This window comes from Nonomuraea sp. NPDC050478 (assembly GCF_044458265.1).
GTDB classification, from domain to species: domain Bacteria; phylum Actinomycetota; class Actinomycetes; order Streptosporangiales; family Streptosporangiaceae; genus Nonomuraea; species Nonomuraea ferruginea.
Window position 1 is genome coordinate 358784 of the sequence record NZ_JBITHT010000007.1, and the last position, 14245, is coordinate 373028.

Below are 14245 nucleotides of genomic sequence, written 5' to 3' on the forward strand. Positions count from 1 at the left end.
CCCGGCGATGCCGCCAGGACCCTTGGATGAGCATCACCGTTCCCGCCGCCACGCGGCTTCGTGGCCGGCCGCGCCGGTCCCCTCCTCCCGGCGCGGCCGTCACCGTGCGGGAGCCGGGCAGGCTCCCGCCTCAGGACCCGGCTAGGGGTTCTCCCCGTAGGCGGCCAACCGGGCGGCCAGCGCCACCCTGGAGCCGATGCCGAGCTTGGTGTAGATCTTCCCGATGTGGTATTCGACGGTCTTGACGCTGATGAGCAGCTCGCGGGCGATCTGCCGGTTGGTCAGCCCGTCGGCCACCAGCGTCGCGGTGCTGAACTCCTGCGGCGTCAGCCCCAGCCGCGCCGTCACCGCCGGCTCCAGCCCGCACGCCTCCAGTTCCTGCGCGCACCGCGCGACCATGGGTCTGGCCCCCAGCCCCGCGAAGTCCGCCCGCGCGGCCTGCAACCGCTCGGCCGCCAGCCTCCTCCTTCCGGTACGGCGCAGCAGCCGGCCCAGGTCGAGCAGCACACGTGCCTCCTCCATGCGGCATCCGGCGTCGCCCGCGAGTTCGAGCGCGGCGGTGAAGCGTTCCTCGGCGGCGGCTGGAACGTTCCGCGCGGCGAACAGCAGACCTTCGAGCCTGGCCCGCTGGGCCCGCGCGCGGGGCCCGTCACCGGCGTCGGCCAGGCCGTCGAGAACTACCTGCGCCTCCTGCAGCGCGCCCTCCGCCACGAACGTCTCCACGAGCTGCGGCCGCGGGTCGGGCACGAACGCGTCCCCGGCGGTGGGCGGCGCCGCCCCGGCCCCGAGCACGGCCATGGCCAGATCAGCCTGCGTCTCGCCGAGCACGCTGCGCTGGCGCCCGGCCTCCTCCCGCGCCGCCGTGACGTGCGCCAGCGCCCGGTCGTGCTCGCCCCTGGCGGCCAGCGGCGCCACGCACGCCACCTCCAGGCACGGCAGCAGCCACCGCTGCCCCAGCCCTGCGGCCTCGGCCACGGCCCGCTCGGCCCGCTCGACCGCGTCGTCCCAGCGACCGTCGCGGTACTCGGCCACGGCCAGCAGGGCGAGCGCGAGCAGCCGGTGGCAGGGCAGCCCGGCCTCGGCCAGCTCGCCCGCCGCCCGGTCGAGCACCTCGCGGGCCGGGCCGACCTCGTCCTCGCGCAGCAGCCGCACCGCCTCGGCCAGGCTCCCTGGAGGCGCCTGCGGGCACGGGTCCCCGGCCAGGGCCAGCACGTCGTACGGTCGCGCGGCGGGGCTCTGGATCGGCTGGTCGAGCGCCAGCCTCGCCCACCGGGCCGCCTCCGGCCGGTCGTCGCCGAGCAGGCGCAGCCACGCGAGCCGCTCGGCGACGTCGGCCGCGTACGGCGTCTCCCGGTGCGACCACGCCTCCTCCAGCAGCCTCCCGGCGTCCTCCAGGCGGCCCTCGGCCAGGGCGAGCCTGCCGAGCACGTAGCGGCGCACGGGGCGCGGGTCGGCGTTCGGCGACGCGGCCAGCTGGGCGGCGCGGACGACGTCGCCGCCGACCAGCACGTGCTCCAGGGCCGCGGTGCGCAGCTCGTCGCGCCTTCCGGCGGAGTGGGTGAGCCCGGCGGCCAGCTCCAGGTGGGTGGCGGCCTCGTGCCACAGCCCGTGCTGCGCCTCCTTGGCCGCGTACCAGGCCAGTTCCTCGGCCAGCCCTTCGTCGGGGCCGGACGCAGCGGCGGCCCGGTGGCGCAGCTCGGCGCCGGTGTCGCCGGCGATCCGGGCGGCGGCCAGGTGGAGCCGCGCCCGCGTCCCGGCTCCGAGAGCGTCGTAGGCGGCGGCCCTCCCCAGCGGTTCCCGGAACCGGATCGCCCGCCCGGCCTCCTCGACCAGGACCCCGGCCTCCACCGCGTTCTCCAGCGCGTCCAGCTCCGGTGTCCGGGCGCCGGTCGCTCCCTCCGTACGCGCTCCGGTCTCCGGGGAGTGGTCGGCTCCAGCCCTCGCCGCTGTGCCGGCCATCGCCCTGGCCACCGTGGCGGCCTCGTACAGGGTGCAGCCGTCCCCCAGCACCGCGCACGCCGCGATGAGCGCCCGCGCCCTCGGCCCGCAGGATCGCAGCCGCCGCGTGAACGTGGCCGCGTACGTGACGGGGGCGGGCAGCCGCACTCCTGGGTCGGCGAGCGCCGACGCCGGGAAGGCGGCGAGCATCGCGCGGGCGTGCAGCGGGTTGCCCAGGGTGTGCGCGTGCAGCCGCGCCGCCGCCCGCGGGGGCAGCGTCTCCCTGGCGGACGCCTGGCCCGTGCTCGCCCCTGTGGCGCCGGGTCCCCTGCTCAGCACCATGAGCGCCGGCCCGGCGCGCCCGCTCTCCTCCCCGGGCGGCGGCTCCCCGTTCTTCTCTCCCCCCGGGAGCCGCCGCCTCGTACCGGCCGCCTTTCCAGGACTCCCCATGTCCTTCGGCGGCCGTCCCCCGGTCGCGCCCTCAGGCGCCCGTTCGGGCAGCCTGGCCAGTTCCGCGACCGAGAGTCCCTGGAGGGAGATCCGGCAGGCGCCGTCGCCGGTCAGCAGCCGCCGCAGACCCACCGGCAGCCACGGATCGTCGGCGTCGCGGCAGGCGACCAGCACCAGCACCCGCTCGCCGCCGAGCCTCCGCACGGTGTAGCAGAGCGCGCGCAGCGACGGCCGGTCGGCCCACTGCGCGTCGTCCACCAGCACGACCACGGGCCCGTCGGCCTGCGAGCGGCGGATCGCCTCACACATGGCCTGGCCGACGGTCCACGGATCGTCCCCCGCCACGTCGGGCAGCAACTGGCGGACGATCCCGTACCGCAGGTGCCGTTCGCCGGCGTCGCCGCAGGCGGCGAGCGTCCGGACCTTGGAAGCGTCGCCGAGCGCTTGCCGGATGAGAGCGGTCTTGCCGATGCCTTCCGGCCCTTCGACCACCGCCCTGCGGGCAGGCCCGGCGGCCGACAGACGCAGCTCGGCTCGTAGCAGGTCGAGCTCGGCTTCTCTCCCCACGAACATCGCTTCCTCCCTCCCTCGCCTTTCCCAGAGGTGGTTGGAGCGGATTTGATACACCTTTGAATCACGGTGTGGCAGCGGTCACACTCGCGCGGGCAGCGGCTGCCGTTTGGGCGACGAGGCCGCCTGCCCGAGCTGCGCCGGCCGCTCGTCCTGGGCGTCATGGCCGTCGCCGCGCTCGTCGTCCACCCGCTGCCGTGTGGAAGCGGCCGGCCGTGAACCGCCGCCCGGCCACGGCGGCACCGCGGACAACACCAGCACCGCCCCGGCCGGCGTGATCCCCGCCGCGTAGCCGCGGCTGCCCGCCCCGGCTTCGGCCCCACGATCGCCCGGCCGTCAGCCGCTGACGAGTTCCAGGAGACGGCGCGCTTCCTCGGCCATCCTGCTGCCTCCCCGGCGGGCGGCCACCTCGGCCAGCCGTTCGATCCCGGGCCGTCCCCGCACCGGGGCCAAGGGCGCCAGGGGGCCTGCCGTCCGCGCGTACGCCGCGGTCTCGGCGGCGACGGCCAGCAGGCCCGCCAGACCGGCGCGGGGCCGCTCGCCCGGCGCGGGCAGCAGCGCGGGCAGAGCTTCGGCGAGAACACCCCACACCCCCGTGTACGCGCCGGCGGTCGTGGCCTGCTGCAGCGCCTCGGTCAGAGCGCCCAGCCTGACCGCGTCCGCGCCGAGGAGCTGGACGACGGTCCGGCCCACGGCGGCGGCGGGCAGCTCGCCCCGGGTGGTCAGCGTGACGAGCGCGTCGACGGCGTGGCCGCGCCGCTCAGGCCGGCGGTGGCCGAGGCCGAAGGTGACGACGGCCGCCACCGCGTCGCCTGCGGGCCCGTCAGCGTGCGCGAGCGCCGCCACGATCGCCTGGACCCCGTCGCTGCGGCTGAAGCCCTGAGGGAGGAAGCGGGCCAGATGGGCGGCGACGACCTCCCGGTGCGACGGCATGATCGCGGGCCACGCCGCCATCGTGTGCGGGTACGACAGGTAGCGCGTCCCCTCGAACGGCGTCCACAGCTCGGCGATCGGCGGCGGGATCTCCCGCGGCGCCGCGATCCGGCCGTCCACCTCTACGGACGCGGAACCGTACTGATTCGCCCTCGTCCGCACCTGGCACGTCACGTCGGGATCGGGCAGGCCGCCACGGCGCAGCCAGTGGGCCAGCGCCCGTCCGGGCGCGGACCCGAGCCGGTCGGCGCGCTCGGCGAGTGCGGGGTCGAGCCGCCGCGGCAGGCGCAGCAGGGCCTGGTGGAAGTCGGCTTCGAGCAGCTCGGCGCCGCCCGGCGACTCCATGCGCTCCAGCAGCGTCACCGGGTCGACGTGGCCGGTGGGCTCGGTGGGGGTGGCCAGCAGCACGGGCGCGCTCCCGCCCGACTCGAACAGCTCGATCACCTCGTTCAGCCGCCGGGCCAGGAACCGCTGGAGCGGGTGCGGGTAGTTCCAGTGCACGTCCTGGGCGACCATGTCGTCGGGCACCCCGCTCTCGCCGGGCGCGACCACCGCCAGCGCGCACCGGGCCAGCAAGCGCTGCAGGTCCTGCTGGGGCCCGGTCAGCAGGTACGGCTGCCGCTCGGCCGCCGTCCGGCGCCACGGCCGCAGGGCCTCGGCCAGGGCGTCGCGGTCGCGGTGGGCCAGCGTCACGAGCGCGGCGAGGATCCGTTCGGCCCGCTGCAGCTCCATCTGCCAGCTCATGGCGCCCAGCTCGTACGCGACCTCGCCGGGGGTCGTGATCGGAGGAGGCAGCGGCGCGAGCCCGCCGGGCACCGGCGCGGGCGGAACCGGCCCCACCTCCTCCCGCACCGGGATCGGCCCGATGACGGCGCCCAGCCGCTCCCGCCACCGCATGGGCAGCCCGCCCGCCGCCTCCCGCACCACCTCCACCGCCTCCAACGCACCGCCCCCGGCGACGTTCTCGATGTCTCCCACCTCCCCCGCGAGGCTCTCGGCGGCCCGCCCATCCCTCACGAGGTTCTCGGTGGCTTGCGCCTTCCTGGCGAGGCCGTCTCCCGCTCGGCGCGTAAGGGTCCTGCCGTCTCCCGCTTCGCGCGCAAGGTTCTCGGTGGCCTGCGCCTTCCTGGCGAGGCCATCTCTTCCCGCTCCGCGTGTAAGGGTCCCGCCGTCTCCTACCTCCCCCACGAGCGTCTCGAAGGGTCCCGCATCCCTCACGAGGTTCTTGGCGGCTTTCGCTTCCCTCGAAAGGATCTCGACGGCGCCCACCTCCCCCGTGAAGTTCTCGCCGTTTGCCACAACCGCCGGTTTCTGCGGCTGCTCGGTGGCCGGTGTGTACGTGCGGCCCTTCGTGGCTTTATGACGAGGAGCGGCGGGGGACCCCGGGGTGGAGGGGGTGAGGGCCTGGTGGGCGAGGGTGGTGGCGAGGCGGGCGGCACGGTCGCGGAGTGCGGGGGAGTCCTCGGTGAAGACGGTGGCGAGGGCGTGCAGGGCGGCGGGGGCCCGGGAGGGCGTGGTTCGGTCGGCGATCCAGGAGAGGGCCGCGGCGACGTTCTTCTTCTCCGGGCGGAAGGCCAGCGACCGCACGGCCTCGCCGAACAGCTCGTCGTCCAGCAGCCCGGCCGCGTCGGCCCGGCGCAGCTCCCCGGCCAGCAGCCCCGCCAGCGCCGGGGACGCCGACGGCAGCAGGCGGACGAAGTCGAGCACCGGGATCTCGGTGACGTCCACGGCCAGACAGCTCCAGAGCGTCACGAACGGCGCGACCTCCTCGGGCGCTCCCCCGGCCATGAACCGGCCGGCACAGCCGTCGACCATCGTCTCCCGCTTGACCAGCCCGTCCGCGGCCATGCCCGCCAGGCGTGCCGCCGCGGAGACGCCGTGGTTGCGGGCCTCGCTCCAGTTGAGCGCGGCGGCCACCCCGGCTGCCTCGAACAGGCGGGGCGCCACGACGTCGAGCAGCGGCGGCACGTCCTGTGTCATCCAGACCGCCATGGCCAGCCGCCACGCCCAGCCCTCGGCGAAGGCGTCGTTGCCGGGTGGCTCGACGCCGGTGGCCTCGACCAGCGCGGCGGCCAGCTCCCAGTTGGGCACCCGTTCGTCGAACCCGCGCCGCCGCACCGGCCGCAACCCTTCCACCAGGCGCACGGCGAGGTCGGCACGCCACTCGTCCGTACGGGGGAAGAGCAGGGACACGATGCGGGCGGCGTCGGTCCGCGGGTCGCGCACCTGGCGCAGGTCCTGGCGGTCGAGCCAGTCGGCGACCTGCGCCGCCCCGCTCAGGCACGCGGCCCCGGCGGCGCGCAACCTGGGGGCCCGGTCCTGCAGCCACCAGCGGCCCTCCATGCCCTCGCGCCGCACCTCGGCCACATACGAGGGCAGGTGCGCGGCGACGGCTCGCCTGCCGAGGTCGTTGAGCGCGTGCAGGAACGTCACCAGCTCGTCGAGCGTCCCGTCCTCGATCCGGTCGACGACCTCCCGCCACGGGTTCACCTGAGCACCTCCGCCTGGTCACGCCCGCGCAGGGGGCGTCCCAGGCGCACGATGCGCCGGAACGGCGACGGGCATGGCACGGACGCTAGCGATCACCCCCGACATTCCGCCCCACGCCGCCCACCACCCGCCCGTATGCCACGACGGGCCGGTTCGCGCGCCCCGGCATCACGACGTTGACGACACCGGGGCAGCACACGATCACACGACGACGAGCTCCCGGGTGGTGACGTTGAGACGGTCGGCGCCTGATTCGGTGCAGACGACGATGTCCTCGATCCGCGCCCCGTGTGACCCCTGCAGGTAGATGCCGGGCTCGATGGAGAAGGCGAAGCCGGGCTCCAGCGGCTCGCCGTTGCCGGCGACGATGTACGGGTCCTCGTGGCCCTCGACGCCGATGCCGTGGCCGGTGCGGTGGATGAAGTGGTCGCCGTAACCGGCCTCGGCGATGATGTCGCGGGCGGCCGCGTCGATCGACTCGCACGACACCCCGGGGCGGACGGCCGCGCAGGCCGCGTCCTGGGCGCGGCGCAGCACCTCGTAGTAGGCGGCGAAGTCGGCCGGCGGCTCGCCGACGCAGTAGGTGCGGGTGGAGTCGGAGCAGTAGCCGCTGGGCATCTGGCCGCCGATGTCGACCACGACCGGCTCGCCGGCCTGGATGACCCGGTCGGACACGTCGTGGTGCGGGCTGGCCCCGTTGGGCCCGGAGGCGACGATGGTGAAGTCGACGGTGGCGTGGCCGGTGGCGAGGATGGCCTCGGCGATGTCGCGCGCCACCTCCCGCTCGGTGCGGCCGGCCCGCAGGAAGCCAGGCACCTGCCGGTGCACGGCGTCGATCGCCTCGCCGGCCTCGCGCAGCGCCGCCACCTCGGCGGGCGACTTGCGCATGCGCAGCTCGCGCAGCACGCTCCCGGCGAGCACCTGCTCGGTGTCGGGCAGCACGTCGCGGAAGCGCAGCGACGCCATCGCCCACATGCGGTCGGCGACGCCGACCTTGCCGACCGGCCCGAGCCGGTCGGCGGCGATCCGGTAGGGATCGTCCGTCTCGTCCCAGGCCACGAACTCCAGGCCGAGCCGGGAGGCGGGCGACGCCTGCGCGGCCGGCAGCTCCAGCCTCGGCACCATCATGTACGGGTCGGCCGCGGCGGGCACCACCAGGCAGGTCAGCCGCTCCAGCGGCTTGGCGTCGTAGCCGCTGACGTAGCGCAGGTCGGGGCCCGGCGTGAGCAGCAGGGCGTCGACACCGGCCTTGGCGGTGGCCTCCCGCACGGCGGCCAGGCGGGACACGGGATACAAGTCTGAGGACGTCACAGGCTTAATGTACTCGCCTAAAATCCGCGAAAAGCTCTCACCACACCCCATTCCCCAGACACACAGCGCACGTGCATCATCACGTACTGTGATGTCAAATGTCCCGTTCCCACACCGGCCGGAGGTCCCGATGAGCATGCTCGACGGCGACATCGAGCTGCTCGCCGCCCGCCTGGCGCACGCCCAGCGGCTGGGCAACATGGGCTGGGCGGAGTGGAACCTGCGCACCGGCGGCATCGTCTGGTCCGAGCAGGTGTACGCGATCTTCGGCAGGGACCCGGCGCAGGGCCCGCTGCCTCTGGCAAACCTGGCCGCCTACGTCGAGCCCGCCGACCTGGCCGCACTGGACGAGCTGCTGTGGACGGTGACGCAGGGCGTGGAGCCGGTCCAGGCCGAGTTCCGCGTCCGCCGTGCCGACGGTGACGTGCGCAATCTGCGCATGGTCCTGGAGCCGCTGATGGCGCCCGGCGGGCCCACCGGCGTGCACGGGGTAATCCAGGACATCACGGGCCGCCGCCGCGCCGAACGCATCATGTCGGAGTCGCGCCGCCAGCTTCTGGAGGCGCGGGTGCAGGCCGCCGAGGAGCGGCACGTGATGCTGGCGCTGCGCGAGGCGATCCTGCCGGAGCCGGTCGGCTGCCTGGACCTGCCGCACACCAGGATCGCGGTACGGTACGTGCCCGCGGAGAAGACGGCGAGCCTGGGCGGCGACTGGTTCGAGGCGGCGGCCCTGCCCGACGGGCGGGCGCTGCTGGCCATCGGCGACGTGTCCGGCCACGGCCTGCCGGCGATCGCGCACATGGCCCAGCTCCGCCACGCCCTGGTCGGGCTGACGATGACGGGCGAGCCGCCGAACCAGCTGCTGACCTGGCTGAACGACCTGGTGCTGCACCGCCTGGCCGACACCACCGCGACGGCGATCATCGGCCATCTGGACGCGGCCACCCGGGTGTTCACCTGGGGGCAGGCGGGCAACCTGGCGCCGGTGCTGGTGCGCGACGGCGTGGCCAGCAGGCTCGCCCCGCCGCGCGGCATCCTGCTGGGCGCCACCGGCGAGGTGCCCTACCAGCTCGCCACGACCCGGCTGCGGGGCGGCGACCTGGTGCTGATGTTCACCGACGGGCTGGTGGAGCGGCGTACCCGCGACATCGACGAGGGCCTGGACCTGGTGATGACGGCGGCGTGCAAGCTGCCGGGCCGCGACCTGGACGAAGGCCTGGACCGGCTGCTGGAGGACATCGGCGGCCCGAACCCGGAAGACGACGCGTGTCTGCTGGCGGTGGGCATACTGGGCACGTGCTGATGCTTCTGGACACTCCCTCGCTCTACTTCCGCGCCTTCTACGGCATCCCTGAGACGATCACCGCGCCCGACGGCATGCCGGTGAACGCGGTGCGTGGGCTGATCGACATGATGGCCACGCTGGTGCGCGGCCACTCCCCCACCGGGCTGGCGGCCACCATGGACGCCGACTGGCGGCCCGCCTTCCGGGTGGCGGCGCTGCCCTCGTACAAGGCCCACAGGGTCGCCCACGGCGACGTCGAGGAGGTGCCGGAGGCGCTGGTGCCGCAGATCGCGGTGATCGAGCAGGTGCTGGACGCGCTCGGCATCCCCCGGCCGCAGTCGCCGGGTTACGAGGCCGACGACGTCATCGGCACGCTCACGTACCGGGCGCCCGGCGCGGTGGACATCGTGACCGGCGACCGCGACCTGTTCCAGCTCGTCGACGACGCCCGCCCGGTGCGGGTCCTCTACACCGCGCGCGGGGTGCGCAACCTGCAGCTGGTGGACGAGGCGTGGGTGAGCGCCAAGTACGGCATCCCGGGCCGCGGCTACGCCGACTTCGCGACGCTCCGCGGCGACCCGAGCGACGGTCTGCCGGGTGTCCCGGGTGTGGGCGAGAAGACGGCGGCGGCGCTGGTCACCCGGTTCGGCTCGCTGGCGGCGATGCTGGAGGCGCTCGACGGGGGCGGCGCCGAGGGGTTCCCCGCGGGCGCGCGCAACAAGCTGGCCGCCGCGCGCGACTATCTGGAGGCCGCGCCGGTCGTGGTCAAGGTCGCGCACGACGCGCCGCTGCCCGACGCCGACCTGACGCTGCCTGCCAAGCCGCGCGACCCGGAGGCGCTGGTGGCGCTGGCCGACCGTTACGGGCTCGACGGGCCGCTCAACAGGTTGCTGGACGTGCTGAACCGCTAGGGCGCACGAGAATCCGACATATGGGTTTAATGCCGCGAGTCGCCCGGCCCGATAGGTTGACCCCGTGTCGAAGACGACCAGCATCCGGGTCCCGGCCGGGGTCCCCGCCCGCCTCGAAGACGGGTTCGGCCGGATCCGGCGCGAGCTGAAGCTGCCGGACGCCTTCCCGGCCAGAGTGGCCGAGGAGGCCGCCTGGGTGGCCCGGGTGCCCAGACCGGGCGGCGAGGACCTGACCGGGCTGCCGTTCGTCACCGTCGACCCGCCCGGCTCGATGGACCTGGACCAGGCGTTCCACCTGGAGCGGCTGCGCGGCGGCTACCGGGTCTGGTACGCGATCGCCGACGTGGGCGCGTTCGTCCGCCCCGGCGGCGTGATCGACGCCGAGGCCCGGGCCAGGGGCGCGACCGTCTACCTGCCCGGCGGCAACGTGCCGCTGCACCCGCCGGTGCTGTCGGAGGGCGCGGCCAGCCTGCTGCCGGGCGCGGAGCGGCCCGCCGTGGTCTGGCGGATCGACCTCGACGGCGACGGCCGCACGGTCGGCGTGGACGTGCTGCGGGCGCTGGTGCGCAGCCGCGAGCGGCTCGACTACGAGTACGTGCAGGCGGCGGTCGAGACCGGCACCGCCGACGGCACGATCGGCCTGCTGGCCGAGATCGGCGGGCTGCGGCTGGCGCTGGAGCGCGACCGCGGCGGGGTGACGCTGCCGACGCCGGAGCAGCAGTTGGTCCCGTCCGACGGCGGCTACCGGCTGGAGTACCGGCTGCCGCTGCCCGCCGAGGCGTGGAACGCCCAGCTGTCGCTGCTGGCGGGGACGGCTGCGGCGCAGCTGATGCTGGAGGCGGAGATCGGCGTCCTCCGGGTGCTGCCCGCGCCCCGCCCGGCCGACCTGGACCGGGTGCGCCGGGTGGCGCTGGCCCTGGAGGTGCCGTGGCCCGAGGGCGCCGCCTACGGCGCGGTGGTGCACGGCCTGGACGCCAAGCTGCCCCGGCACGCGGCGTTCCTGCACGAGGCGCGGGTGCTGCTGCGCGGCGCCGGGTACGCGGCCTTCGACGGTACGCCGCCGAAACTGGCCGAGCACGCCGCGGTCGCGGCCCCGTACGCGCATGTGACGGCGCCGCTGCGGCGGCTGGTGGACCGCTACGCGAGCGAGGTGTGCCTGGCGATCGCCGCGGGCGAGCCGGTGCCGTCGGACGTGCGCCGGGCGCTGGCCGAGCTGCCGGAGCTGATGGCGGTCTCCGGCCGGCGGGCGGGCACGGCCGAGCGGGCCTGCGTCGACCTGGTCGAGGCCTACCTGCTGCGCGACCTGATCGGGCAGGAGTTCACCGCGATGGTGGTCGACGTGCACGAGCGCGGCGGCGGGCTGGTGCAGCTGGCCGACCCGGCCGTGATCGCGCGCTGCGACGGCGACCTGCCGCTGGGCGAGCAGGTGACCGTACGGCTCATCAGGGCCGAGCCGGCCACCCGCGAGGTCCGCTTCGCCCTCCCCTGAGCAGGTCCCCGGGCACGGTCCTGAGCACGGTCCTGAGCACGGTCCTGAGCACGGTCGCGGGGACGCTCCGCTGCGCGCGGGCGGTCACACCAGCGACGAGTACGCCACCACGCCGCGCCGCATCCCGTCGACGGCCTTCGTCGCGGTCTGCCTGATCGCGCTGCCGGGCGGGGCCGCGCTGCTGATCTGGCCGAGCAGGTCCATCAGCTGCTTGATCCAGCGGACGAAGTCGCCGGCCGCCAGCTCGCTGCCGTTGACGCCGTCCATCAGCACCGCGTCGAGGCTGTGGCCCTTGGTCCACCGGAACGCCGCCCAGGCGAAGGCCAGGTCGGGCTCGCGGATGGTGGACAGGCCGTGGTCGGCCTCGATGCCCTCCAGCTCGCCCCACAGCCGGATCATGGCCGTCAGCGCGTCCTGCGCCCGCCCGGCGGGGATCTTCGGCCTGCGGGCGTCGTCGGACTGGCGCGACTCGAACACCAGCGCCGACACGCACGCCGCCAGCTCGGCCGGGTCGAGCTCCTCCCACAGGCCGCTGCGCAGGCACTCGGCGGTCAGCAGGTCGAGCTCGGTGTAGAGGCGGCCCAGGCGGCGGCCCTCGTCGGTGACGTGCTCGCCGTGGAGGTAGCCCAGCTGCTCCAGCACCGAGCAGATGCGGTCGAAGGTGCGCGAGATGACGTGGGAGCGGCCCTCCACCCTGCGGCGCAGCCCTTGGGTCTCGCGCAGCAGCTTGTGGTAGCGCTCGGCCCAGCGGGCGTGGTCCTCGCGCTCGTCGCAGCCGTGGCAGGGATGCTGCCTGATCTGCCGGCGCAGGTCGTTGATCTCCTCGTCCTCCACCGCGTGGTCGCGCGCCCTGGGCGGCTTGCCCAGGTCGCGGTCGCCGATCTTGGCCAGCAGGGTGGAGACCAGGTCGGCGCGTTCCTTCGGCGAGCGGCCGTTGAAGTTCTTCGGGATGCGGATCTTCTCCAGCGGCTCGACCGGCACCGGGAAGTCGGCCGGGTCGAGCTTCTTGACCTGCTTGCCGATGGTCAGCACCAGCGGCGTCGGCCCCGTCGCCGCCGACCTGTTGCGCGGGTTGCGGCCGGGGTCGAGCACGATCGCCAGCCCGGCCCGCCGGCCGCCGGGCACCCGGATGACGTCGCCGGGCTCCAGCGCCTCCAGCGAGCGCACCGCCGCCGCGCGCCGGGCCGCGCCGCGCTGGCGGGACATCTCCGCCTCCCGGTCGGACAGCCGCCTGCGCAGCGTCGCGTACGCGCCGAAGTCGCCCAGGTGGCAGGTCATCGCCTCCTGGTAGCCCTCCAGCGCCTCCTCCTGCTTGCGCAGCTGCTTGGCCAGCCCCACGACCGCCCGGTCGGCCTGGAACTGCGCGAACGACTCCTCCAGCAGCGCCCTGGCCCGCTCCCGCCCGAACTGGCCGACGAGGTTGACCGCCATGTTGTAGGAGGGCTGGAAGCTGGAACGCAGCGGGTAGGTGCGGGTGCCGGCCAGGCCGGCCACCGACAGCGGGTCCATGGCGGGCTGCCACAGCACCACCGCGTGGCCCTCGACGTCGATGCCGCGCCGGCCGGCCCGCCCGGTGAGCTGGGTGTATTCGCCGGGGGTGAGGTCGGCGTGGGTCTCGCCGTTCCACTTGTCGAGCTTCTCGATGACCACGCTGCGGGCCGGCATGTTGATGCCCAGGGCCAGCGTCTCGGTCGCGAACACCGCTTTGACCAGGCCGCGGGTGAACAGCTCCTCCACGACCTCCTTGAAGGCCGGCAGCATGCCCGCGTGGTGGGCCGCCAGCCCGCGCTCCAGGCAGTCGCGCCACTCCAGGTAGCCCAGCACGGCCAGGTCCTCGTCGGGCAGGTGGGCGGTGCGCTCGTCGACCAGCTGGCGGATCTCGTGGCGCTCCCGCTCGGTCGTCAGCCGGATCCCGGCGTACAGGCACTGCTGGACGGCCGCCTGACAGCCCGCGCGGGAGAAGATGAACGTGATCGCGGGCAGCAGCCCCTCGGCGTCGAGCTTCTCGATCACCTGCGCCCGGTCGGGCGGCCTGGACCGCGACGGCCGGTTGTAGCCGCGCCCGCGGCGGCCGGCCATCAGCCGCTCGGCGTCGCGCGTGACCCGCATCAGCGTCGGGTTGATGCGCGGCACGTCGTCATCGGGCAGGAACAGGTCGTAGATGCGGTTGCCGACCATCATGTGCTGCCACAGCGGCACCGGGCGGTGCTCGTCGACGATGACCGTGGTGTCGCCGCGCACCTCGCCGAGCCACTCGCCGAACTCCTCGGCGTTGCTGACCGTGGCCGACAGCGCGACCAGCCGGACCGACTCCGGCAGGTGGATGATGACCTCTTCCCAGACCGCGCCGCGGAACCGGTCGGCGAGGTAGTGGACCTCGTCCATGACGGCGAAGCCGAGCCCGGCCAGCGTGGCCGAGCCGGCGTAGAGCATGTTGCGCAGCACCTCGGTCGTCATGACGACGATGGGCGCCTCGCCGTTGACGCTGTTGTCGCCGGTCAGCAGGCCGACCTTGGCGGTGCCGTACCGCTTGACCAGGTCGTTGTACTTCTGGTTGGACAGCGCTTTGATCGGGGTCGTGTAGAAGCACTTGCGGCCCTGCTCCAGGGCGAGGTGGACGGCGAACTCGCCGACGACCGTCTTGCCCGATCCGGTCGGGGCCGCCACCAGCACGCCGTCGCCCGCCTCCAGCGCCCGGCAGGCGTCGATCTGGAAGTCGTCGAGCTCGAACTCGTACAGGCCCCGGAACGACCGGAGAGCGGCCTCGTCACCGGAGTACTTCTGACGGAAGGCCGCGTAGCGTTCCGCTGGCGTTGTCATACCCGCAAGCCTATCGAAACCGCCATTCCGGTCGGTCCCAAGGTGATC

General features: G+C 74.6%; 8 protein-coding genes. 3 read left to right on the forward strand and 5 right to left on the reverse strand.

Going from position 1 to position 14245, the window contains the following annotated elements; genetic code table 11:
- Positions 1-141: 141 nt before the first annotated feature.
- From ACIBF7_RS34510 to ACIBF7_RS34525, 4 genes are all read right to left on the reverse strand, one after another.
- The gene (locus ACIBF7_RS34510) at positions 142-2961 is read right to left on the reverse strand and encodes an AAA family ATPase (protein ID WP_397199024.1); all 2820 of its coding nucleotides are present in this window, start codon (positions 2959-2961) and stop codon (positions 142-144) included.
- Between the two features lie 78 nt (positions 2962-3039).
- Positions 3040-3219, reverse strand: a complete 180-nt coding sequence (locus tag ACIBF7_RS34515) for a hypothetical protein (protein WP_397199025.1) — start codon at positions 3217-3219, stop codon at positions 3040-3042.
- Positions 3220-3294: 75 nt separating this feature from the next.
- A complete protein-coding gene (locus ACIBF7_RS34520) occupies positions 3295-6381 on the reverse strand; it encodes a hypothetical protein (protein ID WP_397199026.1) in 3087 nt (1028 codons plus the stop codon).
- Between the two features lie 201 nt (positions 6382-6582).
- Positions 6583-7692, reverse strand: a complete 1110-nt coding sequence (locus ACIBF7_RS34525) for a Xaa-Pro peptidase family protein (protein ID WP_364230725.1) — start codon at positions 7690-7692, stop codon at positions 6583-6585.
- 130 nt (positions 7693-7822) lie between these two features.
- Here ACIBF7_RS34525 and ACIBF7_RS34530 point away from each other — a divergent pair, with 130 nt between their 5' ends.
- The 3 genes from ACIBF7_RS34530 to ACIBF7_RS34540 all read left to right on the forward strand — a co-directional run bounded on the left by ACIBF7_RS34530 (position 7823) and on the right by ACIBF7_RS34540 (position 11377).
- Positions 7823-8995, forward strand: a complete 1173-nt coding sequence (locus ACIBF7_RS34530) for a PP2C family protein-serine/threonine phosphatase (RefSeq protein WP_397199027.1) — start codon at positions 7823-7825, stop codon at positions 8993-8995.
- Positions 8995-9888 carry a 5'-3' exonuclease H3TH domain-containing protein gene (locus ACIBF7_RS34535; RefSeq protein WP_219545779.1) on the forward strand — a complete coding sequence of 298 codons (894 nt, stop codon included), beginning with the start codon at positions 8995-8997 and terminating at the stop codon, positions 9886-9888. Before ACIBF7_RS34530 ends, ACIBF7_RS34535 begins: the two co-directional genes overlap by 1 nt.
- 64 nt (positions 9889-9952) lie before the next feature.
- Positions 9953-11377 carry an RNB domain-containing ribonuclease gene (locus ACIBF7_RS34540; RefSeq protein ID WP_364230722.1) on the forward strand — a complete coding sequence of 475 codons (1425 nt, stop codon included), beginning with the start codon at positions 9953-9955 and terminating at the stop codon, positions 11375-11377.
- Between the two features lie 84 nt (positions 11378-11461).
- Here ACIBF7_RS34540 and ACIBF7_RS34545 read toward each other — a convergent pair whose 3' ends face one another.
- The gene (locus ACIBF7_RS34545) at positions 11462-14197 is read right to left on the reverse strand and encodes an RNA helicase (protein ID WP_148031435.1); all 2736 of its coding nucleotides are present in this window, start codon (positions 14195-14197) and stop codon (positions 11462-11464) included.
- Positions 14198-14245 lie beyond the last annotated feature (48 nt).